At 65.8% G+C, this 22,416-nt stretch carries 17 protein-coding genes and 2 pseudogenes; 15 read left to right on the top strand and 4 right to left on the bottom strand.

Annotated features, from left to right (window positions below):
* Positions 1–24 precede the first annotated feature (24 nt).
* From C8P66_RS19735 to C8P66_RS19725, 3 genes are all read left to right on the top strand, one after another.
* Positions 25–462: a hypothetical protein gene (locus C8P66_RS19735; RefSeq protein ID WP_211314210.1), complete on the top strand. Its 438-nt coding sequence runs from the start codon at positions 25–27 to the stop codon at positions 460–462.
* 92 nt (positions 463–554) lie between these two features.
* Positions 555–2,846 (top strand): heavy metal translocating P-type ATPase, encoded by a 2,292-nt coding sequence (locus tag C8P66_RS19730; RefSeq protein WP_281271364.1) that lies wholly within the window; start codon positions 555–557, stop codon positions 2,844–2,846.
* A 22-nt stretch (positions 2,847–2,868) separates the two neighbouring features.
* Positions 2,869–4,194: an MFS transporter gene (locus C8P66_RS19725; protein ID WP_111400004.1), complete on the top strand. Its 1,326-nt coding sequence runs from the start codon at positions 2,869–2,871 to the stop codon at positions 4,192–4,194.
* 34 nt (positions 4,195–4,228) lie between these two features.
* On the opposite strand, the gene C8P66_RS19720 is transcribed toward C8P66_RS19725, so the two are convergent.
* The 3 genes from C8P66_RS19720 to C8P66_RS19710 form a co-directional block, all read right to left on the bottom strand.
* A complete protein-coding gene (locus tag C8P66_RS19720; RefSeq protein WP_111400003.1) occupies positions 4,229–4,462 on the bottom strand; it encodes a hypothetical protein in 234 nt (77 codons plus the stop codon).
* Between the two features lie 116 nt (positions 4,463–4,578).
* Positions 4,579–5,055 carry an ureidoglycolate lyase gene (locus tag C8P66_RS19715; RefSeq protein ID WP_111400002.1) on the bottom strand — a complete coding sequence of 159 codons (477 nt, stop codon included), beginning with the start codon at positions 5,053–5,055 and terminating at the stop codon, positions 4,579–4,581.
* Positions 5,052–6,017 carry an allantoinase PuuE gene (locus tag C8P66_RS19710; protein WP_111400001.1) on the bottom strand — a complete coding sequence of 322 codons (966 nt, stop codon included), beginning with the start codon at positions 6,015–6,017 and terminating at the stop codon, positions 5,052–5,054. Before C8P66_RS19710 ends, C8P66_RS19715 begins: the two co-directional genes overlap by 4 nt.
* 232 nt (positions 6,018–6,249) lie before the next feature.
* On the opposite strand from C8P66_RS19710, the gene C8P66_RS19705 reads away from it, so the two are divergent.
* The 6 genes from C8P66_RS19705 (at position 6,250) to C8P66_RS19680 (ending at position 13,063) form a co-directional block, all read left to right on the top strand.
* Positions 6,250–7,542: an NtaA/DmoA family FMN-dependent monooxygenase gene (locus C8P66_RS19705; RefSeq protein ID WP_111400000.1), complete on the top strand. Its 1,293-nt coding sequence runs from the start codon at positions 6,250–6,252 to the stop codon at positions 7,540–7,542.
* A gap of 2 nt (positions 7,543–7,544) precedes the next feature.
* On the top strand, positions 7,545–8,561 hold the full coding sequence (locus C8P66_RS19700; protein WP_245903688.1) for an ABC transporter permease: 1,017 nt from the start codon (positions 7,545–7,547) through the stop codon (positions 8,559–8,561).
* On the top strand, positions 8,558–9,481 hold the full coding sequence (locus tag C8P66_RS19695) for an ABC transporter permease (protein WP_111399999.1): 924 nt from the start codon (positions 8,558–8,560) through the stop codon (positions 9,479–9,481). The genes C8P66_RS19700 and C8P66_RS19695 overlap by 4 nt, the downstream gene beginning before the upstream one ends.
* Complete coding sequence (locus C8P66_RS19690) at positions 9,478–10,278, top strand: ABC transporter ATP-binding protein (RefSeq protein WP_158537324.1); 801 nt, start codon at positions 9,478–9,480, stop codon at positions 10,276–10,278. Before C8P66_RS19695 ends, C8P66_RS19690 begins: the two co-directional genes overlap by 4 nt.
* A complete protein-coding gene (locus C8P66_RS19685) occupies positions 10,275–11,318 on the top strand; it encodes an ABC transporter ATP-binding protein (protein ID WP_111399997.1) in 1,044 nt (347 codons plus the stop codon). Before C8P66_RS19690 ends, C8P66_RS19685 begins: the two co-directional genes overlap by 4 nt.
* Positions 11,319–11,413: 95 nt before the next feature.
* The gene (locus C8P66_RS19680; protein WP_111399996.1) at positions 11,414–13,063 is read left to right on the top strand and encodes an ABC transporter substrate-binding protein; all 1,650 of its coding nucleotides are present in this window, start codon (positions 11,414–11,416) and stop codon (positions 13,061–13,063) included.
* 213 nt (positions 13,064–13,276) lie between these two features.
* Here the strand turns inward: C8P66_RS19680 and C8P66_RS19675 are convergent.
* Positions 13,277–13,426, bottom strand: a pseudogene (locus C8P66_RS19675) (transposase); the annotation flags it as partial.
* On the opposite strand from C8P66_RS19675, the pseudogene C8P66_RS19670 reads away from it, so the two are divergent.
* From C8P66_RS19670 to C8P66_RS19645, 6 genes and pseudogenes are all read left to right on the top strand, one after another.
* Positions 13,388–13,669: pseudogene (locus C8P66_RS19670) on the top strand (IS3 family transposase); the annotation flags it as partial. The pseudogenes C8P66_RS19675 and C8P66_RS19670 sit on opposite strands and share 39 nt — an antisense overlap.
* 383 nt (positions 13,670–14,052) lie before the next feature.
* Positions 14,053–17,076 carry a glycosyltransferase gene (locus C8P66_RS19665; protein WP_111399995.1) on the top strand — a complete coding sequence of 1,008 codons (3,024 nt, stop codon included), beginning with the start codon at positions 14,053–14,055 and terminating at the stop codon, positions 17,074–17,076.
* A 2-nt stretch (positions 17,077–17,078) separates the two neighbouring features.
* Positions 17,079–18,014, top strand: a complete 936-nt coding sequence (locus C8P66_RS19660) for a class I SAM-dependent methyltransferase (RefSeq protein ID WP_111399994.1) — start codon at positions 17,079–17,081, stop codon at positions 18,012–18,014.
* 13 nt (positions 18,015–18,027) lie between these two features.
* Positions 18,028–18,852: a hypothetical protein gene (locus C8P66_RS19655; protein WP_111399993.1), complete on the top strand. Its 825-nt coding sequence runs from the start codon at positions 18,028–18,030 to the stop codon at positions 18,850–18,852.
* Positions 18,849–19,787, top strand: coding sequence for an FkbM family methyltransferase (locus C8P66_RS19650; protein WP_111399992.1), 939 nt, complete (start codon positions 18,849–18,851; stop codon positions 19,785–19,787). The genes C8P66_RS19655 and C8P66_RS19650 overlap by 4 nt, the downstream gene beginning before the upstream one ends.
* A 263-nt stretch (positions 19,788–20,050) precedes the next feature.
* Positions 20,051–22,306 (top strand): alginate O-acetyltransferase AlgX-related protein, encoded by a 2,256-nt coding sequence (locus C8P66_RS19645; RefSeq protein ID WP_146422979.1) that lies wholly within the window; start codon positions 20,051–20,053, stop codon positions 22,304–22,306.
* The last annotated feature ends 110 nt before the right edge of the window (positions 22,307–22,416 follow it).

Genomic DNA, 22,416 nt, shown 5'->3' with positions numbered 1-22,416 from the left:
GATGCGCCGCGAGGGTGGGCTGGCTTGGCTGCCCCCGCGGCGCGGTACCTCGCGGCCATGCTTGCCATGAACCTGGTCTGGGAGATTGCGCAGCTCCCCCTCTACACGCTGTGGGCGGAGGGAACTTCAGGCGAGATCGCCTTCGCCATCCTTCATTGCACTGGCGGGGACGCGATGATCGCCGCGGCCGCGCTGGCGATCGCGTTGCTGCTGACACGATCCTGGGACTGGCCCATCCAGGGATGGGGGCGCGTCACCATAGCCGCGACTCTGGCGGGCCTTGGCTATACGGTGTTCAGCGAGTGGCTGAATGTCGATCTGCGCCAATCCTGGACCTATACGGCCGCCATGCCGCGCCTTCCGCCGTGGGGAACCGGGCTCGCCCCTTTCCTCCAATGGCTGCTGTTGCCGCCTGTGGCGATGCTGGCAGCGCGGCCGACCGCGCGACCTTTCGCGCGCTGAGGAGTTGAGCGGACATGGAACACCACGGCACCCACACATCCCACGGCAAGCACGATCCGCACCATCATGGGGATGCAGCGGCATCGGGAACCGTGAAGGATCCGGTCTGCGGCATGACGGTGGACCCGGCAAAGACCGCGCACCACGCCGAACATGCCGGCCATGCCTACCATTTCTGCTCGGCCGGGTGCCGCACCAAGTTCATCGCCGAACCGGGCAAGTATCTGCAGGAGCGTGCGCCGCTGCGTGCGGACGCCGTGGCGCCGGGCACGATCTACACCTGTCCGATGCACCCGCAGATCCGGCAGCCGGGCCCCGGCAGTTGCCCGATCTGCGGCATGGCGCTGGAGCCGGAGACGCCCTCCGCCGAGGCCGGCCCCAATCCGGAGCTGGTGGCCTTCACCCGCCGCTTCTGGATCGGCCTGGTCCTCACGCTGCCGGTCTTCCTGCTGGAAATGGGCGGCCACCTGACGGGGATGATGCACCTGGTCGGTGGACCGCGCGTCGGCAACTGGATCCAGTTGGCGCTGGCGACGCCCGTGGTGCTCTGGGCCGGTTGGCCTTTCTTCGTCCGTGGCTGGCAGAGCCTCCTGAACCGCAGCCTCAACATGTTCACCCTCATCGCGCTTGGCACCGGGGTCGCCTGGGTGTTCAGCGTTGTGGCGACCCTCGCCCCCGGGATCTTTCCCGCGGCCTTCCGCGCGGCCGATGGCTCGGTGGCGGTGTATTTCGAGGCGGCAGCCGTGATCGTGGTGCTGGTGCTGCTCGGGCAGGTGCTGGAGCTGCGGGCGCGCGAGCAGACGGGCGGCGCCATCCGGGCGCTGCTCGATCTCGCGCCGGCCCAGGCGCGACGGCTGCGCGACGACGGCTCGGATGAGGAAGTCCCGCTGGCCGCCATCGTGGTCGGCGATCGGCTGCGCGTCCGTCCCGGTGACAAGGTGCCGCTCGACGGCGCGGTGCTGGAGGGCGCCTCCAACGTCGATGAGAGCCTGGTGACGGGTGAGGCGGTGCCGGTCACCAAGACGGTGGGCGATCAGGTCGTGGGCGGCACGTTGAACGGCCAGGGCAGTTTCATCATGCGCGCCGACCGCGTGGGACAGGACACGGTGCTGGCGCAGATCGTGCGCATGGTGGCGGGCGCGCAGCGTTCGCGCGCCCCGATCCAGCGTCTGGCCGATCAGGTCGCCGGCTGGTTCGTGCCGGCGGTGGTGGCAATCGCGCTGGTGGCCTTCGTGGCCTGGGCGGTGTGGGGGCCGGAGCCGCGACTTGCCTTCGCGCTGGTCGCGGCCGTGACGGTGCTGATCATCGCCTGCCCCTGTGCGCTGGGCCTTGCCACGCCGATGTCCATCATGGTTGGCGTGGGCCGTGGCGCGCAGGCCGGCGTGCTGATCAAGAACGCCGAGGCGCTGGAGCGCATGGAGCGGATCGACACGCTTGTGGTGGACAAGACGGGCACGCTCACGAAGGGTAGGCCGGACGTTGTGGCGGTGATCCCGGTGGCGGGCGTGGCCGAGGAGGACGTGTTGCGCCTGGCTGCGGGCCTGGAGCGGCCAAGCCAGCATCCATTGGCCGAAGCCGTCGTGCGAGCGGCGGAGAAGCGCGGCATCGCCGTGCCGGTGGTCGAGGGCTTCGACGCGCCCACCGGTCGCGGCGTGACCGGCACCGTGGAGGGCCGCCAGGTCGCGGTCGGCAACGCCCGCCTGATGGACGAGACCCAGGTGGATGTCGGCGCCCTGTCGGCGGAGGCTGAGCGTCTGCGTGGCGATGGCGCGACCGTGTTCTTCATCGCTGTCGATAGCCGCGCCTTCGGCATCGTCGCCGTGGCCGACCCGGTGAAGGAGACGACGGCGGCTGCCCTCGCTGGCCTCGCGAAGGAGGGCGTGCGGGTGGTGATGCTGACCGGCGACAACCGCACGACGGCCGAGGCCGTGGCGCGGCGGCTCGGCATCACCGAGGTGGAGGCGGAGGTCCTGCCCGAGGACAAGCAGCGCATCATCGAGAAGCTGAAGGCCGAGGGACGTCGCGTGGCGATGGCGGGTGATGGCGTGAACGACGCGCCGGCGCTGGCGGCGGCCGAGGTCGGCATCGCCATGGGCACCGGAACCGCGGTTGCAATCGAGAGCGCAGGGGTGACGCTGCTGGGGGGCGACCTGACCGGCATCCTGCGCGCGCGCAAGCTGTCCCAGGCCGTAATGGGCAACATCCGGCAGAACCTGTTCTTCGCCTTTGCCTACAACGCGGCGGGCGTGCCGATCGCCGCGGGCGTGCTGTATCCGATGTTCGGCATTCTTCTGTCGCCGATCATCGCGGCGGCAGCGATGGCGCTGTCTTCGGTGAGCGTGGTCGGGAATGCGCTTCGGCTGCGAACGACGCGGTTGGATTGAGAGTCGCCAAAGGGGAAACCGCATGCTCAGTCCGCTTGCCAACCTGACCTATCGCCACCTGTTCGCGGCGCAGGTGCTGTCCCTGCTCGGGACGGGCCTCGCGACCGTGGCACTCGGGCTGCTGGCTTTCGATCTGGCGGGGGCGAATGCCGGTGCGGTGCTGGGCACGGCGCTCGCCATCAAGATGGTGGCCTATGTCGGCGTCGCTCCCGTCGCGGGCGCCTTCGTGCATCTGGTGCCCCGCCGCAGCCTGCTGGTGGCGCTCGATCTGCTGCGCGCCGTGGTCGCGCTGGCGCTGCCCTTCGTGACCGAGATCTGGCAGGTCTATGTGCTGATCTTCGTGCTGCAAACCGGCTCAGCCGCTTTCACGCCGACCTTCCAGGCGACCATCCCCGACATTCTTCCGGAGGAGGCGGAGTATACCAAGGCGCTGTCCCTCTCGCGCCTGGCCTACGATCTGGAGGCGCTGGCGAGCCCGGCGATCGCCGCGGCCCTGCTGGGGCTGGTCGGCTTCCATTGGCTGTTCGCCGGCAATGCGCTGGGCTTCCTGGCCTCGGCTGCGCTGGTGTTGACCGTGGTGCTGCCCTCGCCCAAGCCGCCGGCGACGCAGGAGGGGGCCTGGGGCCGCATCACGCGCGGTGCGCGCATCTACCTCGCCACGCCGCGGCTGCGCGGTCTGCTGGCGCTGAACGTCACGGTCGCCATGGCCGGTGCGATGGTGATCGTGAACACGGTGGTGCTGGTGCGCGCTGGCTTTGGCCTGGGCGCGGCGGAATTGGGCTGGACGCTGGCGGCCTATGGCGCGGGGTCGATGGTGGCGGCGCTCGCTGTGCCGCGGCTGCTTGACGGCGTGATGACGGACCGCACGGCCATGATGGCCGGTGCTGGGCTGCTCGTGGCCGGCCTGCTGTTCGGGCTGCTGATACCGACCTGGCCAATGCTGCTGCCGCTGTGGATGCTGCTGGGCCTTGGCAACGGCCTGGTGCTGACGCCAAGCGGGCGCCTGCTGCGGCGCTCGGCCCATGCCGGTGACCGGCCCGCGCTGTTTGCCGCGCAATTCGCGCTCAGCCATGCGTGCTGGCTCGTCGCCTATCCGGTGGCGGGGCGGTTCGGCGCCTCGGCAGGGATGGAGGCCACCTTCCTGGTGCTTGCGGCACTCGGCGCCATGGGGCTGGTCGCGGCCATGGTGCTGTGGCCGAGGGATGATGCGGAGGAGGTCGAGCACATCCACGATCGTCTGCCGCCTGGGCATGCGCATCTGGGGGATGCGCGCCCGGATCCGACAGGCGTGCTCCGCCACCGCCATGCCTTCGTGATCGATGAGCTTCACCAGCGCTGGCCCCGCTAGTCTCCGGCTGGGACGCACCGCACCGTCGTGAGGACTACGGGAGAATGGCGAAGGTGCTCACGGCACCCGCCGCTTCGTCACCCCCACCGGCAGCGTCGCCGCCGCCAGATCGAACGTCGCGCCGGAGATGTTCCGCGCCATCACCCGCGATGTCCTCCCGCACATTCCCTGCGCCGTCGAACACCCGCACGAACAGCCGCCGACCTGAAGCCCCGGCCGTCAGCCAATGCGCCAGCGCGAACTCCTTGGCCTGGGAGGTATCCAGCATCCAATCCCCTGTGCCAAAGCGAGCGGTGCCGATGCGATGGGACGCATCGTGTCGGCTGCGCCTCGCCTCAGGGTGGCGCGGCTGGACGCGCTACTGGTAGGGCTGGGCCCGGCGGCTCAGGCCTCGATCTGAAGGGGTTCCGGCAGGGTGGACCATTCCTCGTCGTCCGGCTTGTGGCCGGTGGTCCACATCAACACGGCGAAGCGACCCGGGCGGTCCAGCACGCGCAGCGGATGGTGCCAGGTCCCGACATGGTAGTTCACCGCCTGGTCGCCGGTCGCGACGAAGGCGCGCAATGCCGCGGGGTCCGGCCTGCCATCCAGATCGGGTGCCACGACCATAACCCAGCGCGAGACGTCGAGCGGCACGAAGCACTGCGAGGACAGGTTGTGCCGTTCCATCTCGGTGGCGGTCAGCGGCAGATCCCACGCCTTGGCGTTGTTGAAGCCGAGCCGCGGGGTGGCGGCGCCGGGCAGCGCGACCAGGGTCTCGCTGAGCTTCGCGCCGCCGCCCGGCTCGATCGCGCCGACCACGTCGCCGAACGGCGCGAAGGCCTCGGCGGTCAGCGGCTCCAGCCGCAGCGTGCGGGTCATATGCCCCCCGCCGCACCGACGCGGGCGATCTGCTCCATGCCTGGCTGGTAAGGGAAGGTCTTCCGCCAGTGCTCGGCGATCTCGATGCGGCGCGCCACCCAGACATCCTTGTGGCCAAGGATGTAATCCATGAAGCGCGCCAGGCCGGCGGCGCGCGCCGGATGGCCGATGACCCGCATGTGCAGGCCGCAGGACATCATCTTTGGCTGCGTCGCGCCTTCGGCATACAGCATGTCGAATTGGTCGCGCAGGAAGGTGAAGTAGTCGTCCGAGGTACCGAAAACGCCGCGGCCATATTTGCTGTCATTGGTCACCAGCGAATAGGGCACGCAGAGCTGCGGCTTGCCGTCCTGCAAGACCCAGTACGGCAGCTCGTCGTTGTAGCAGTCGCTGTCGTAGAGGAAGCCGCCTTCCTCTACGAGCAGCATGCGGGTGTTCACGCCTGGTCCGTAGCGGCAGTACCAGCCGAGCGGGCGAGACCCCAGCGTCTTTTGCAGGCTCTCGATCGCCAGGCGGATGTGCTCGCGCTCCTCCTCGACGGTCAGCTTGTAGTGTTCGATCCAGCGCCAGCCGTGGCAGCAGAAGTCGTGGCCGGCGGCGCGGATGGCCGCCGCGGCGGGCGGGTGGCGTTCGAGCGCCAGCGCGCAGGCGAAGACCGTCATTGGGATGTTGCGTTCGGCGAACAGCCGCATCAGACGCCAGAAGCCGACGCGCGAGCCGAATTCGAACATGCCCTCCCCAGCCAGGTCGCGCTGGCCGTTCGGCACCGGCGAGACGCCGGATTCGGTCAGGCTGGCCTCGGAGCGGCCGTCGCCGTCGGTGAAGGAATACTCCGACCCTTCCTCGTAGTTCATCACGAAATTTACCGCGATGCGGGCGCCGCCCGGCCACTGCGGATGCGGCGGGGTGGCGCCGTAACCAATGAGGTCTCGCGGGTAGGCTTTGGTGTCCGACGCCGGCATCAAGGCTCTCCGATGGTGCGGGACATAGATCCCGCTGCGGCGATCCTAGCGGACTGGTTCCGGGGTACAGTAGGCATGCCTCGCAAAAAAACGCATAAAACCGGATCATGCCGCCGAACCAATATGCACTTTTTGTCTGGAACTATTCTATTTGCCCGCAGTTGGGGCAGATCAACGCTTGCTGCGGTGCGGTAGGTTTTGGAAGCTGAGTTCTGCTTGGAGCTTCCGCGCAGTGCAGCAACCGTTCCATCTCGGCTGGTTCCTCGGCAACAGTTTCGGCGTGCATGGCTGGAACCAGCAGTGGGGCGGCACGAGCGCCCGGGACTGGTCGCTGCCCGACCTGCATATCGACCTGGCGCGGTCGCTGGAGCGCGCCTGCTTCGACTTCCTGCTGATGGAGGATTCGGTTTTCGTGCCGGACAACTACGGCGCGTCGATGGAATTCTACCTGGCCCGCGCGCTGCGCGCCCCGAAGAACGACCCGCTGCCACTGGTGCCCCTGATCGCCCAGGCGACGACCCATCTCGGCATCGTGCCCACCATCTCCACCTCGTTCTATCCGCCCTATCTCCTGGCACGGCTGATGGCGACGCTGGACCTGATGTCGAAGGGGCGCGTCGGGTGCAACTTCGTCACCTCCACCGCGGCGCGGGCAGCGCAAAATTTCGGGCTCGACGCGCATATCGAGCATGACACGCGCTACGAGATGGCGGAGGAGTTCGTCGATCTGGTGACGCAGCTCTGGGCGTCCTGGGACGCGGATGCGGTGGTCATGGAAGGCGACGTCTTCACCGACCACACGAAGGTGCGGCCGATCGACTTCAAGGGACACTTCTTCACCTCGCGCGGGCCGCTGAACACGGCGCGGCCGCCGCAGGGGCGGCCGGTGCTGGTGCAGGCGGGCAGCTCCCCGCAGGGGCGGCATTTCGCTTCGCGCGACATGGATTGCGTGATCGCGGCCTACAGCACGGTGCCCGACATGAAGGCGTTCCGGGCGGACATGCGCGAGCGCGTGGCGGCGCGCGGGCGGGACCCGGACGGCTGCAAAATCCTGTTCGTCGCCTCGCCAACGCTGGGCGAGACCACCGCCGAGGCGCAGGACCGCCATGCCCGCAAGCAGGCGCACCGGGCCGCTGCGGCCGAGGTGACGCTGGCCGGCATGGCGTCGCTGACCGACATCGACTTCTCGACCTTCGACCTCGACGCGCCCATCGCCGAGCTGACCACCAACGGCCAGCAGGGCACGCTGAGGCACTTCCTCAAGCAGGGGGCCACGCTGCGCGAGATTGCCCGGAACTACCGCTACGGCGTCGACGATCTGGTGGGCTCGCCCGACCATGTCGCGGGGCAGATGGCCGACATGATGCAGGAGGTTGGCGGCGACGGCTTCATGTTCACCGGGCCGCTGACGCGCCGCTACGTGGCGGAGATTGCCGACGGGCTGGTGCCGGCCTTGCAGAAGCGGGGCGTGGTGCGCACCGCCTATGCGCACCCGCAGTTCCGCGACAACCTGCTGGAGTTCTAGCCATGCCCTTGGCCCTGATGATCCTGCGCCGGCTGTTCTGGATTATCCCGGTGGCGCTCGGCGTGGTCACCATCACCTTCTTCGCCGCCCGGGTGTTCACGGGCGACCCGACGGAGCTCTACACGCCGCCCGAGGCGACGGATGAACTGCGGGCGCAGATCCGCGAGAGGCTCGGCCTGGCGGACCCGCTTTGGGTGCAATACGGCAAGTATCTGTCGGACCTGCTGCGCGGCGATTTCGGCATGTCCTTCACCACCGGGCTGAACGTCGGCGCCGACCTGTCGGACCGGCTGCCGGCGACGCTGGAACTCGGCCTCGTCGGCATGGTGTTCGGCGTGCTGGCGGGCGTGCCGCTCGGCGTCATCGCCGCGGTCAACCGTGAACGCTGGCCGGATTTTCTCGTCCGCGGGGTGACGCTGGGCGGCATGGCGCTGCCGCAATTCTGGATCGGGCTCGTGCTGATCTGGATATTCTTCGTCACACTCGGCTGGCTGCCGGGGCCGGTCGGGCGGCTGCCGATCGGGGTGAACCCACCACCTCTCCTCACAGGGTTCCTGCTGATCGACACCGCCCTCGCAGGCGACGGGGAAAAATTTCGGCTGGCGCTGCGCCAACTCGCGCTGCCGGCGCTGACGCTGGGGCTGACCACCTTGGCGCCGGTGGCGCGGGTGACGCGTGCCTCAATGGTGGAGGCGCTGCAATCCGACTACATCCGTACCGCCATCGCCATGGGCCATGGCCGGCGTGTGGTGTGGTTCCGCTACTGCCTGCGCAACGCGCTGCTGCCGGTGGTGACCTTGATCGGCGGCGTCGCCGGCCATGTGTTCGGCGGCGCCGTGCTGCTGGAATCCATCTTCGGCTGGCCGGGGCTTGGGCAGTACGCCTTGCAGGCGATCGAGCGGTCTGACTTTGCCGCCCTGCAGGGCTTCGTCATCTACGCGTCGCTGCTCTACGTGCTGGCATTCCTCGCGGTCGATGTCCTGTACATGCTGATCGACCCGCGGATGCGTACGCCATGAGCGCGCCACACATCTTGGAAAGCGTCGCCGGCCATGACGCCACGGCAGACACGCCCACGGCGCCGCCTTCGCCGGCCGTGCAGGTGGCGGTGCCGACCCGCCGCCGCGCGCCGCTGTCCTGGTCCATGCGCATCGGGCTCGCCGTGCTGGTGTTCTATTGCGCCGTGGCCTTGCTGTCGCTGGTCTGGACGCCCTTCGACCCGCTGTCGCCCGGCGTCGGCGAGGGATACATGCCGCCGTCGCGCGAATTCCTGCTGGGCACCGATCGGCTGGGCAGCGACATCCTGTCGCGCATCATGGCGGGCGCGCGCTACGACCTCGGTATCACGCTGGTCGCGGTGACGATCGCGCTGGTGGTGGGCACCATCCTCGGCACCATCGCCGGCTATTACGGCGGTACCGTCGATATCGTCATCTCGCGCTGCGTCGAGGTGTTCCAGGCGTTTCCCGGGCTGCTGTTTGCCATGCTGGTGGTCAAGGCGGTGGGGCCGGGCGTGCTGAACATCATCCTGGTGATGTCGTTCATCGGCATCCCCGACTACCTGCGCCTATCGCGCGCGGAAATCCGCTCCCGCCGGAACTGGCCCTATGCCGAGGCGGCGCGGATGGTCGGCAACCGGTCCTGGCAGGTGGCCTTCCGGCACCTGCTGCCGAACAGCGCCGGGCCGCTGCTGGCCTTCACCTCGATCAACGCGGCCTTCGTCGCGCTGGTGACCGCCAGCCTCGGCTTCCTTGGGTTGGGGCTGGACCCGAACACGCCCGAATGGGGCAGCATGATCGCGCGCGGGCAGGATGGCGTGATGACCGGCGAATGGTGGCTGTCCTTCTTTCCGGGCCTCGCCATCCTCGGCATGACCGGGGCGTTCTACCTGCTGGGCGACGCGCTCTCCGACCTCACCGACCCGCGCCGGCGGCGATGAGCGACGTGCTGCTCTCGGTCGAGAATTTTTCGGGGGCGTTCCGCGCGGCCGACGGGCGGCTGACCCCGGTGCTGCATGACGTCAACTTCGCGCTGCGCACCGGCGCCATCACCGCGGTGGTGGGCGAGACCGGCAGCGGCAAGTCGCTGACCGCGCTGTCCATCCTCGGCATCCAGCCGGCCACCTTCGTGCGCACGTCCGGCCGCATCCTGTTCGAGGGGCGCGACCTGCTGACGCTGGGCGCCACGGCGCTGCGCGCGATCCGTGGCAGGCGGATCAGCATGGTGTTCCAGGACGCTCGCGCGGCGATGAACCCGGTGTTCACCGTCGGCCAGCAACTGGCGGAGGTCTTTCGCCTGCAACACGGCGGCAGCCGCGACGCCGCCATGGCCAAGGCGATCGACGCCCTGCGCCGCGTCTCCATTCCCGAGCCGGAACGGCGGGCCCGGCAGTATCCGCACGAGTTTTCCGGCGGCATGGCGCAGCGGGCGATGATCGCCATGGCGGCGCTGATCTGCCGACCGACGCTGCTGATCCTGGACGAGCCGACCACCGGCCTCGACGTCACCATCCAGTCGGAGATCATGGAACTGATCGTCGAGCTGGGTCGCAGCGCAGGTTTGACCGCTTGCCTGATCACACACGATCTCGGCGTGGTGGCCGAGACCTGCGACGCCGTCGTGGTGATGAACGCCGGACGGGTGGTCGAGACCGGCACGGCCGAAGCCATCTTCACAGCGCCTCAGCACGCCTACACGCGTAAATTGCTGGCCGCCAGCCTGCTGGTGCCGGCATGAGGGCCTCGGACTACGTCGTCCTGCGCACGCAGGCGCTCCGCAAGACCTACCGCGTGGCCGGCGGCCGCAATCTGGTTGCGGTCGATGGTGTCGATATCGCGCTGCATGCCGGCGAGACGCTGGCCATCGTCGGCGAAAGCGGGTCCGGAAAATCCACCGTCGCGCGCTGCGTCCTGCGCCTGGTGGAGCCCACCGGCGGCGACATCGAGGTCAATGGCCGATCGATCATGCAGCTTGGCTCGGTGAGCCTGGCGAGCCTGTACCGTGAGGTGCAGATGGTGTTCCAGGATCCGACCGCCTCGCTGAACCCGCGCATGACGGTGCGCCAGGTGCTGCACGAGCCGCTGCGGCTGCACCTCGCGATGGAACGCAGCCAGCGGGAGAAGCGGGCGCTGGCGCTGGTGGACATGGTGGGCCTGCCGGCGGCGCATCTCGACCGCTATCCGCACGAGCTGTCGGGCGGCCAGCGGCAGCGTGTCGGGATCGCCCGCGCGATCGCCGCCGAGCCGAATGTGGTGATCCTGGACGAGCCGACCTCGTCGCTGGATGTCTCGGTGCGGGGGCAGATCCTCGACCTGCTGCTGCGGCTGCAGGCGGAGTTGAAGCTCGCCTATCTGTTCATCAGCCATGATCTGCAGGTTGTGCGGCACGTCGCCGACCGCGTGGCCGTGATGTATCTCGGCGGCATCGTCGAGACCGGGCCGGCCGAGGCCGTGTTTGCGCGGCCGACCCATCCTTACACGCGTGCGCTGCTGTCGGCGGCGCCGGTGGCGCAATGGGGGGTGAAGCGGGTGCGGCTGCGGCTGATCGGCGAAATTTCCTCCCCGATCGATCCGCCCGATGCCTGCCGGCTGGTCGGGCGCTGCCCGCTGGAACAGCCGTCCTGCTCACGCAAACGGCCGCCGCTGCTGGCGGTGGATGCAGAGCACAGCGCCGCCTGCCCGGTGGTCCTGGGCCACGAGCGCGAAGCCATCCCAGGTGCCGAAGCCCTCTCCCGCCGCTCGGGGGGAGAGGGTGGGGCGACGGGGGCGAGGCTGTGAAGACGCGGCAGGAGTGCTCCGCGCGCACCCCCCTCACCCGGCCCTCCGCCCCAAAGGGGGCGAGGCTTTATGCCAATCCGACGGAGATCGAACTCATGCTCACAGATCGTCGCAGCCTGGGCCGCATGGCCATCGCCGGTGGTGCCGCGCTTGCGGCCGGCACGCAGCGGGCATCCGCGCAGCCACGCGCCGCCACGAAACCGCTGGTGCATGCCATCCCGTCCGACATCGCCAGCCTGGACCCCGCCGACATCCGCGGGCAGCAGGACCAGGAGATCGGCTGCAACATCTACGAGCGGCTGGTGACCTTCAAGTTCAACCAGATGCCGAACGGGACCTTGCAGGCCGAGCCTGAAGAGGTCGTGCCGCAGCTTGCCGAATCCTGGACCGTCGAAGGCCCGGTCATCACCTTCAAGCTGCGCGCCGGGGTAAAGTTCTACCCAACCGGCAACCCGATGACCTCGGAGGACGTGCGCTACAGCTTCGAACGCCTGACAAGAATCGTCGGTAACGGCAAAAATCAGGCGAGCGTTGCCGGGATCTTCACCGCGGACCAGATCGTCGCGGTGGACCCGATGACGCTGCGCATCACCTTCACCGACAACATGGGCACGCCGACGGCCATTCCCGTGGCGCTGACGTCCATGAAATTCCAGCAGTTCGCCATCCTCGATTCGGTCGAGGTGAAGAAGCATGTCACGCCCGAGGATCCCTGGGCCAATGCCTGGCTGATCAAGAACATCGCCACCACCGGGCCTTATTACATCGCCAACCGCATCCTCGGGCAGCAGTTGGAGCTGAAGGCGGTGCCGGACCACTGGTCCGGCACCCAGCCCGCCTTTGAGACGGTGATTCTGCGCGTGCGCGGACAGGCCGATCTGGTGGCGCTGATCCGCGGCGGCGTGGTGGACTATGCCGCCGAGGGGCTGACCGGGCGGCAATATGACTCGCTTGCCGCCGCGGGCTTCCCGGTGATGCACGGCAACACGCCGTCGATCCTGCGGGTCGCCATGGCCATGGACAAGGAGCCGTTCACCGACGCGCGCGTGCGCCAGGCGATGCTCTACTGCATGCCGCACGACCGTATCCTGCGCACAGCGCTGTCCAATCGCGGGTCGCGGCCGCTGGGCTTCTACAACCCGGACGACATCACCTCCAACAACAGCTTTGCCCGGTACTCACTGAACCATGACCGCGCGCGCGCCCTGCTGCGCGAGGCCGGGACGGAGAATTTCACCTTCGACTTCTGGTACAGTACGGCGCTGCCCTACAACAACGACATCGCTATCCTGATCGCCGACAGCCTGAAGCAGATCGGCGTCACGGCAAACCTGAAGCCGACGCCCGCCCTGCAACTGCTGGACGCCGTGCGCGCCCGCATCAACGGCGGCGAGGGCGGCATGACGGGGATGTATCTGTCGGAAGGCGTGATCTGGCTGAACGATCCGTCCACGCTGACCAACCTCGCGGTCGCGACCAAATCGGCGACGGCCGGCGTCACCAACTGGGCACGATACAGCGACGCGGAAACGGATGCGCTGCATGCCCGCTTCCGCAACTCGGCCGACGCCCCGGCGCGCAAGGCGGCTTATCAGCGCATCCAGGACAAGCTGGCGGATTCGGCCGCGACGGCGAACCCGCTGATCGTGCTGGGGCGCACCATCGTGGCCAGCCCGAACATCACCGGCATCACCTTCTCGCAGGACCCTTACGCGCGCTACGCATATATCAAGCCGAAAGTGTAGCTTCCGCAGGCAAGCGCGCGGCGGGTGCAGCTGGCGGCATGCAGGCCGCCATCGCCCGCTGCGCGTGATCGAGAGTTCCAATGAGCGACACAACGGGCGAGTCGGTCGCGTATCTGCACTTCTGACCCCGCTAACACCCGCGGCGCCCCTATCCTGCGGCTGAGCCAGAACAGCGCCGCCATATCGGGCAGCGGCGGTGGCGCGATCCGACGGACTGACGATCTGCGACGCCGAGCCGGTGTATTGCCGCCCCACACCACAGGATGCGCGACCCTGCTTGAGAAAGCCGGTCTCATCGATCACCAGAACAGCATCATCCGCCGCCAACGTCTCGACGACATAATCCCGCACGAGGTCGCGCAACTGGCTGCCGAGCGGCGGCGGCGTTTCGGGCATCGGCGCCTGGGCTATCTGCTGGCGCGGGAGGGGATGGCGCCGAACCACAAGAAGCTGCTGAGGATCTATCGCGGTTGAGCCGCAAAGCGGATCGACGGGCTCAAGGTGCGTCGCCGTGGCGGTCGGAAGCGGGCCTTGGGCACCAGGGCGCCGATGACGTTGCCGCAGGGCCCGAACCAGCGGTGGTCGCTGGACTTCGTCTCCGGCGCCTTCGGCTGGCTGGATACATTCGGGGGAGCACGTCAAGGTCCGTCACGATGGCCGCCAGCATCACGGCGGCGGCCTCCTGCACCGCGGCCGGGGACACGACCGTCCTCAGCTGCTCAAGGTTTGATGGTTTGACGGCGGAATGATGTCGGAAAATTCTTTCCAGAGCGCCCGAAGTCTCCAAAAATAGGGAAGGGCTACGTTGGGAGCTCGCGCCCCTCCAGATTCCATAGCAGCGGCTCATGGTCGCGCATGGGTGGATGATTGGATTTCTTGACTTTTACGTTGAGTTAAGTTATTTCCCGGTCCGCACATCGGTGCTATTCTAGCCGCGTGTTGAAAACTCAGCGGACTGTTGCGTTTTTCTCCACAAGACTGCGGAGTTAATGGTGCAGACACAGCTTGAGAGAGACAATGCTTTTGGATTGAGCGAAGCTCTATTCAATCCGATGCAGCAACATTTATATGTAAGAGGGTATGCTTTCTTTGCTCTTGGGATTTCCAGCCTAGGGATAGAATTTGGCGATCGTCCGCCGCTTCCACCTCGATTAAGCGCCATGGGGCGGCGCGACCTGTTGAGGACCTTTCCTGGCATCGAACCAGCCTGCGGATTCGAGTTTTTTCTGCCCGAGATCAATATCGATGACTTGGCTGGCCGCGTGCGTGTCGCGGCCATTTTGCGCGATGGGTCCACGCGGCGGTTGAGCGTGCGCGTTGGTGCCGAGATCCAGAGGATTGCGGCAGATGCCGTCATTCTGTCCGTCTCGGTCGATGCTGAAAATAGCACGATTACCGTGCTTGGAGAGCTGTTGTCAGGCGGCTGTGATTTTGTATTTTCATCAATTGATCTCGAAAGCCATATTGTATACGCGACGGAAGCTGTCATTTCGCCGGAAATAATGCGTGCGGATACGCCTGATTCAGTTGACCGGCGCGCCTATTCGGTAAAATTTAAATATCGCGCATCTGCGATTTCGATCAATGCCGAATCGGGGCTCGCTGAAAAATCCGTAAATTACAAACTCCCCTTAGAAATTCGTTTTATTATACCAAGACGCGCGTATTCCATTCCAGTTACCACCAGTATAAATCCGGAAGAGTTGTACTTGCCGGTCAAAAACAATGCCCCGCAGGTCATAGTCACCACCATTCTATATAATAGGATACGGAAAGAAGTCTTCGTCGCGGGATCTATTGCGAATGCTTCTGATTTGACCCGGCCGAGTGTGGTCTGGGACGTGCCAGGCCGGGCGGGCTTACTGCCGGATGTGACCTCCGCGGCCCTGTACCAAGCCTCGACTGCGGAATTCTCCGTAAGTCTGCCAGCGCCAAATGAAGAGTTGCCGCTCAAGGGCAAGCTAGTCTGCCAGCGTGTTGGCGGCAAGTCCATCATCACGGAGTTCGCCGTAACGCCCAGCACGCCCAGCTTCGACTCCGATTTTCAGGTTGAGCAGGTATCCCTGGCATGGTTTGGGCAGCACCTCCATGTGCAGGGGGTGCTGTTGGGGGCCGGGGAGCCCGAACTGCACGGCGTGACCGTCGATGGCTTTCCGCTGGCGCTCGATAAGGCCGATATGACGATACCGGCCAGCAAGACACGTCCTCGGACCCGGCAGCGGCTCGACCTGATTCTTCCCTTGAAGCAGCAGGTCGGGGAGTCGACGTTTCAGCTTTTCGCAGGGCCCGGGTCCGAGCTTAAGTTCGTGTTTCGAAGGCCCGGCTCCGATTGCCAATATACCAGCTCCTTCAAGCTTCCCTCAACTGCAACGAGCCGGGGGCTTGGTCAGATAACCGGAATCCGCTACGCGCCAGACAATCAGAACCTCGAGGTCAGCGGCTCGTTCTTCGGCCATTTCGGCGCCGCGCGGGTCCAGCTCACGATCAACGGGGAACGTCAGCGTCGCAGCGCCTCGGTCATGCCGTCCGACAATCAGCTTGAGCCTATCGAAGCGGCAAGCGACGCTCCTTTTTCCCGCTGGTCTTGGTGCGATGCTGTCAGCATGCCCGTGGATGGCGCTCTTCTTGTCGAAGCGCGTGTCTCGGATGGTGTCACGACTTTTGCCGAAACGTCGGCGCGTTATCAGATCGCCAAAATTCCGCTGGTCGAAGGTCCGCTCGCGCCGTCCTATCATGTGTCGCCCCTGCGCAGCAGTTTTGACGTTTTGCTGAGCGAGGCCCGGCAGACGTCATTGGATCCGACGATTGCCTTTGTTTTTCCGGGCGATATGGCGACGGCCTTTGGTGGGGGGCCGACCCGGCTGTTGGCTATCGGGCGATACTTCCGGGCCATGGGGTTCCGCTCGGTCCTGGTCGACCGGTCGGGCGGCGAGACCCCGACAGTGGAACGTACGGAAGCACTCGCAGAGAGCTTCGATATGCGCCTCGGCCTGCCCGGCCAGAATCTCGACGAGATCTGCAACCTGTGTCTCGATGAGGCGAGTCTCGGGGACACCAGCGTCGGGATTTCAGAGGCGTTGAAGCAGGCTGCCATCCAGACCAAACCCGACGACCAGGCGGATCTGATCTCGCGGCGCACCGATTACCGGTTTGATGCCGCCGCCGCCTTTCTGATGGCGGTGCTCAAGCCCGATGTCGTCATCACCCATTTCGCCTGGACTGCCGGTCTCCTGTCTCTGCTGCCCGCCTCGATGGTGCGCATCCTGGATACGATCGACATTCAGTATCGCCGCGGTGAAATGCATGCGGCCATGTTCGGTGACGACAGCCTGCGCGCCGATCGAAGCAACGAGATCGCCGCCTGGGCGAAGGCTGACTATCTGATTGCGATCCAGCCTGAGGAGAGGCTGGAGATCATCGAAACGTCCGGCCGCAACAACGTGGTGCTTTGCGGGCATGGCGTTACAACGAACCCGGTGGTGCGTGATGCCGAACCCGATCACAGCGTGCTGTTCGTCGGCAACCGTTATGGCCCCAATATCGACGGGATCACGCGCTTCATCCGCGAGGCTTGGCCACGGGTGCATGAACGGGTGCCGACGGCGCGGCTTCTGATCGTGGGAACGGTGGGCGATGCGCTGACCGATACGGCCCCCGGGGTCGAGATCCTCGGCCTGGTGGATGATCTGCAGGCGATCTATGATCAGGTAGCGGTCGTGATCAATCCCGTGGACCTCGGCACCGGGGTATCGATCAAATTGATCGAGGCCCTATGCAACGGCCGTGCTACCGTCACGACCGCGGTCGGCATCCGAGGCTTGGCGGGAGCCGAGGCCGCCGTGGTCGTCGCCGAAATCCCCGAGATGGCCGATGTGATTATCGAGACCCTGACCTCTCCCGCACAACGCTCTCAGCTTGAAGCGGCGGCCCTCCGGTTTGCTGACACGGAACTTTCTCCGGAGGTTGTGTTTCGTGAGCTATTCAACACCATCGAACTCAAGATGTACTCCTAGCCATGATGGACATCGGCGAGATCACACCCTGGTCGGGGTACACCAACGGCCGCTTCCACGTGGATTTCCTGGGGGTCAGGACTAGCGCCGGATTCTTCCCTGGCCTGCGGCCGGCCAAGGCGGGACGCCTGCGTACCAGCCTGCCAGGGACGAGCGAACTGCTCGTGGAATACGCCGCCTGCCTCCTGGCCGTTTCAGCAAACCGGCCCGGCTGCGTCGTTCTTGAACTCGGTGCCGCCTGGGGCGTCTGGACCGCGCGCGCCGCGGCGATGGCCCGGCAGCTTCGCGTGCCGCTGCGCAGTGTCGCCGTCGAACCCATGCCGACGCTGCTGGACTACATGCGCCGCCATTATGCGACCAACGGACTGCGTGGTGACTGCCATCGCATCATGCCCGTGGCCGTGACCCCGGCTGGGCATCACGCCTGGTTCAAATTTGCCTCGCAGTCTCATCTTGGTGCCTACACGGTATCCGACGATTGGGCTGCGTTTCACACCTCGTCAGCCCTGGCCGGCCTGCCCGAATGGCTTCCTGTTCCGACCAAGGACCGGTCGTTCGTGGCTCGGGTGGCGGCGTCTCCCATTGCGGAGATCGCTGAAAGCGAGCCCGCCTTCGACTTCATCCATATCCGGCTGAACGGGTCCCCCCATCGCATGATCGGCGATGCGGGATTGCGTGCCGCACGTACGGGGATGGTCGTCTGTCCGGGTCTCAATTCCGCTGACGCCACGGCGCTCGATGGCGCCCTGGCCCAGGCCGGTTTTCGTTCGGTCTTCGCGATTCAGCCAGGGGCATCCCTGAATGGGCCGCGCGGTCCCGTTCTCCTTCGTTCCGGCATTCGCATCGCGGTTGGCGACCGGGTTTCGGAGGCGCAGCGTGCCGATTGGGCCCTGCGCCTGGCGAACCTTGTCGGCACACCCATCCCCACCTTGAACTGAGGCGACACGCCGCATGCACAAGACGACCCTGGCGCTTCAGCCGCTCCTGACGGACCCCTCCGTGCCTCTAGCCGAGAAATTCGAACGTCTCGCCTCCGCCTATGAGGGCGAGAAGATGTTCATTCTCGGCTGTGGACCATCGCTTGCGGAATATACGCCGGCTCAATTGGACGAGCTGCTGACGGGCAAGCTGGTCGTGGCGCTCAAGCAGGCGTTGGACTATGTGCCGACCCAGGGCGACTACCTGGTGTTGAACTCCTGGAATTTCCGGCGCTACAGCTTTGGCGATGCACGGCCTGTTGTGATCCGCGAATCCGGCAAGAATGATCCGCCGGTCTTCCTCGACGGTGACATCGAGTTGCAGATTCCGCGGCCATCCAGCCGCGACGACCAACTGGCGCTGTCCAAGCGCTTCGACGATTACATGTTCTCCAAAACCCTCGAGCGACCCTGGGGTCCTGGTGTGCTCTACGAGGTTGGGTTTTATATGGCCGAGCACTTCAAGGTCAGCGAAGTGGTCACCCTCGGTTGGGATGTGGGGGTCCGCAACACGCCGCAGATGCCGCATTTCTACGACACGACCTCACCCGAGGTGGTGCGCATCATCCGGCAGTCGCGCGACATCGAGGATGTGGCCGAGCGCAACCGCTTCCTGCATGATCGTGGTGTTGTCTACAATCGGCCGCGGATCATCCCTGAGGAGGTCGATGACTGCGCCTCTGTCTCGGCCGATTGGCAAGGGTGGCTCAACGGCAAGGGCATTGAGCTCAAGGTCGTGTCTCACAAGTCCCTGGCGGCCGATACCATCCCGCGCACCCGCATCGAGAATGAAGTATGACCGTCCAGAAGGACTCTCCCTTGTCCGAGATTCAGGATTTCCTGTCTGCCGAAGGCTTGAATGCGTCGCCACGTGCGGCGGAGTTCACGCGGATCCTTCGGGCTCTCGATCTTTTTGTGCCCGCTGCGCTGCAATCCGCTGTCGTGGCGCGGTTGCGCGCGGGGATGCTGACGTCGGAATGGGACGCCTGGGACGTGGTTCTCGACGCGCTCTGCGAGGGCCGAGATATCGTCCTGAACCGGCACTGGGCCTTCAAGGACCGGGCCAGCTTGCAGGTCATGCTGGATGAGATCGTGGTGCGGGAGGAGTATTTCATTCCGCCGCCGCTGCCCGAGGTGCCGGTCATCGTGGATTGCGGCGCCAATATCGGCCTGGCCACCTATTTCACGAAGCGCCGATACCCGAAGGCGCGAGTCATCGCTTTCGAGCCCGACCCAGGACTGTTTGCAACGCTCCAGGCGAATGTCCGGCGCAATCGTTTCGAGGATGTGCATCTGCATCAGGCGGCCGTCGGCGGCAGCCTGCGCCAGGACGTCTTCATGTCCCGGCCGGATGCTTCCATGGCGGGCCACCTTGCGCGAGGGGCGGAGGGCAGCGCGGGCTTGCCGGTCGACGTGATCCCACTGTCCCAGATACTGGAGCAGGAGCCGGCCATCGATCTGCTGAAGATCGATATCGAGGGTGCCGAAGCCGAGGCCTTGCCGGAAGCAGGCGCATTGCTTCGGCGTTGCCGGTTCATCTTCGTGGAGTGCCACATGGCGGCCAGCACAGCCGGCGGCGGTACGCTGCTGCCGGTGCTGAACAGCTTGGCTGAACAGGGGTTCGGGTTCCACGTAGGCCGCTCGGCGTGGTCGGAGCGCCAGCACAGCTTTCGCCCCCTTCGGCATGCGCATCAGGCGGCGTCGAGCTGCGTTTTTGCGACCCGGGTGGACTAGGTCAACTTGCTCCAGGCATCGCGGGGTCGCAGTCATCTCTTCGGTGACGCCGAGGTGGCTGCTCGCATAGGCCTTGCTTCGCCTGCCAAGCGTCATCTTCCGCCCTTCCAGGCGAGGCAGTCGCTTGGGGAAGGGCTTTGAATGCGGTTTCCATGGTCGCAGGTGTGGCGCATGGGAGGGAGGGGGCGGGCTTGCCTGCGGCTTGCCTCGCCCGCCCCCCAACGGTAGCTTTCGAGACGTCAATCTGAAAGAAACAATACCCTTTGGACCTCAGTCACCTCCGCGTCGAAAATGACGTCCTGTTTGGTCTTGAAGGCGAGTTGTATCTTGCCGGCGGCAACCATGGCGTGTTGCGCTTTGCGACCGGCGAGACGGTCATCCGCCCGGATTCCATCGCGAACATGCGCGATAATCTCGAATTTCGCCGCGACGCCGCCGCACGCATGGGTTTTTCCTTCGTGCATATGATTGCGCCTGAAAAATATCGCGTGGTGTCGGAGCAATTCCCGCTGCGCGATACGGGCGGCCTGGCGCAGCAATACGCTGAGGGCGGATGCGAAGGGATGATCGATCCCATCGCGGAACTTCGCGCCGAGACGGCAGGTCCCACCTATTACCGCACTGACACGCATTGGGCGCCTTTCGGCAAGATCGTGGCCTCGCGCCTTTTGGCTTTGGCCAGCGGCCGAAGTGCCGCAGACGTCGCGGAGGCGGAAGCCGCCGCCCGCGCCTGCCTGATACCGGCACCAGAAGAGTTCTGCGGTGACCTCGGCCGCAAGCTCGATCCCAAGCAGTCGGAGCCGACGGTCACCTTCAGGCTGGCGCACCGGATCCAGACCTTCGAGAACGGCTTGCCGCATGATTATGTTCGGCCGGTGAACGATGGTCGCATGGTGCTGGTGGAAAGTGCGGCGCCCCTGGCACGCGGCACGCTGCTCATTTTTGGCGACAGCTACCTGCATCAAACCCTACCCGTACTGTCCTTCTTTTTCCGACGCGTCATCTTCTGCCGTACCCGTTGGTTCCATGAGGAACTCGTGGCGATGGCGCGTCCGGATGTGGTGGTCACCCAACAGGCCGAGCGTTACCTCAGCTATGTCTTCCCGGATGTGGGGGCGCCTCCCTTCCTGTTGATGGCACAGATGCTCGGGCGAACGCCGGCCCCGTCGCAGGAGGAGGCGCTGGCCCTGGCCAATGCCTTGTCGGGCGGCCGCACTCTGGATCTGCGTCCCTTCGCCCGCATAATTGCGCCCGTGGCCAGCAAGCCCATCCCTTGGCCAAATCCTGGCCCACGCGTTGCCCTATTGGGTAACCGCGGACTTGCGGCGTCCACCCGTGTTAGCTCGGCGGCAGGCAGCGGCCCGGTGCAGAAATATCATTCGGGGAAGGGCTTCGCGACATGGGCTGACATGCTCCTGGATGGTGCGCTGGAGTTCGAGGCCGAGGATAATTTCGGTGACGAAACCGGCCTGGCGCAGGACCTGTTGGGCAAGGTACCGGCGTTGCTGGCGCGACAATGCTATTGGGCCTGCATCTATTCAGCCAGTTTGATCGATCCGGCGTCAGGCGACTCCCCTCTCTCGGTTGAAGATACCGAGACGGCCATGCGCCAGACATGGGATGCGTTGCGCGATGCTGGCCTGCATCTTTTCATTGTCGAGGATTGGACGCCGCCTGGCCAAACTGCCGCTGAAGTTCTGGCTGCCCGGTCAGATAGGTTTCGGCTGTTCGCCACGGCCTATGCGGCGGAGCATCAGCGTGTCCATCTTGTGGACACCGGTGAGCGGACCGCGCCGCAGTCCTCTGAGGACGCAGCCGTCGTGCCATGGAACGCCTGGCGGATCGGAGAGCGATTGGCGGATGCCATTCGCCCCAACCTGCCCCAAGCGGCCTTGCTGACGGACGAACGAGACTTCTACGCCCCCGAGTCCAATATCTACGGAAACATCATCCCGAATGGGCTGATGAAGGGCGATCCCACGGAAGTGGCCAACCCACCCTGGCAGGGAAACATTCCGCCGGGCTGGACGTGCATCTTTGGCGGCACGCTCCAGGCAGGCTCGATGCGCCTGGAGACGGCGGCGTCCGTGGATGGCATCGGAATGGCGACCTGGGTTCTTGCTGATTCGGTGCGATCGGACCGGACCCATGCCATAGCAGGGATACGCGTCAGGCTTCGTCCGCCCGCGGGCCTCGCCGGGCGCCTTATCCAGGGCAGGGTGAGCGTACTGGTGCAGGCGGCCACAGGCGGGCTGCGCGGCGTCGATGCGCGTCTGGTCTGCTCGCCGGGCGATGCCTCGCCGCTATCCGTCGCCCATGCCTTCGATCCGCCCGAGGTGGGGTTTTGGCCAGTCGGGACCGTACAGCGCCTGGTCCTCCGCACGCCGCGTCTACTGGCGCCCTCCGCCACTTTGGGCAGCGTCGAAATGATGCTTGTTGCCGTGTTCGACGGCACGCAAGCCAATGGCTGCCGCTTCCGCCTTGGATTTGAACGCGCGTCGATCAGGCTGGCTGAATAAGGAGATACTGTTTCGCCGGTCGGCTCTTAACCGGCGGCGGGAATGCGTCGTTCCAACCCGCTTCTGATCTGCTTTACCGATGCCCGGCCATGACCGAGCGGCCCGAGCGA

The organism is Humitalea rosea (genome assembly GCF_003253705.1).
GTDB lineage: Bacteria > Pseudomonadota > Alphaproteobacteria > Acetobacterales > Acetobacteraceae > Humitalea > Humitalea rosea.
Note: the sequence above shows the minus strand (reverse complement) of the source record. Positions and strands in the feature narration are given on the sequence as shown.

Bases quoted from the DNA above. Each gene is read 5' to 3' on its own strand.
- C8P66_RS19720 (WP_111400003.1), bottom strand. From the start codon at position 4,462: ATGCTGGATACCTCCCAGGCCAAGGAGTTCGCGCTGGCGCATTGGCTG.
- C8P66_RS19715 (WP_111400002.1), bottom strand. From the start codon at position 5,055: ATGACCCGCACGCTGCGGCTGGAGCCGCTGACCGCCGAGGCCTTCGCG.
- C8P66_RS19665 (WP_111399995.1), top strand. From the start codon at position 14,053: ATGGTGCAGACACAGCTTGAGAGAGACAATGCTTTTGGATTGAGCGAA.
- C8P66_RS19725 (WP_111400004.1), top strand. From the start codon at position 2,869: ATGCTCAGTCCGCTTGCCAACCTGACCTATCGCCACCTGTTCGCGGCG.
- C8P66_RS19685 (WP_111399997.1), top strand. From the start codon at position 10,275: ATGAGGGCCTCGGACTACGTCGTCCTGCGCACGCAGGCGCTCCGCAAG.
- C8P66_RS19710 (WP_111400001.1), bottom strand. From the start codon at position 6,017: ATGCCGGCGTCGGACACCAAAGCCTACCCGCGAGACCTCATTGGTTAC.
- C8P66_RS19655 (WP_111399993.1), top strand. From the start codon at position 18,028: ATGCACAAGACGACCCTGGCGCTTCAGCCGCTCCTGACGGACCCCTCC.
- C8P66_RS19650 (WP_111399992.1), top strand. From the start codon at position 18,849: ATGACCGTCCAGAAGGACTCTCCCTTGTCCGAGATTCAGGATTTCCTG.
- C8P66_RS19700 (WP_245903688.1), top strand. From the start codon at position 7,545: ATGCCCTTGGCCCTGATGATCCTGCGCCGGCTGTTCTGGATTATCCCG.
- C8P66_RS19660 (WP_111399994.1), top strand. From the start codon at position 17,079: ATGATGGACATCGGCGAGATCACACCCTGGTCGGGGTACACCAACGGC.
- C8P66_RS19690 (WP_158537324.1), top strand. From the start codon at position 9,478: ATGAGCGACGTGCTGCTCTCGGTCGAGAATTTTTCGGGGGCGTTCCGC.
- C8P66_RS19680 (WP_111399996.1), top strand. From the start codon at position 11,414: ATGCTCACAGATCGTCGCAGCCTGGGCCGCATGGCCATCGCCGGTGGT.
- C8P66_RS19695 (WP_111399999.1), top strand. From the start codon at position 8,558: ATGAGCGCGCCACACATCTTGGAAAGCGTCGCCGGCCATGACGCCACG.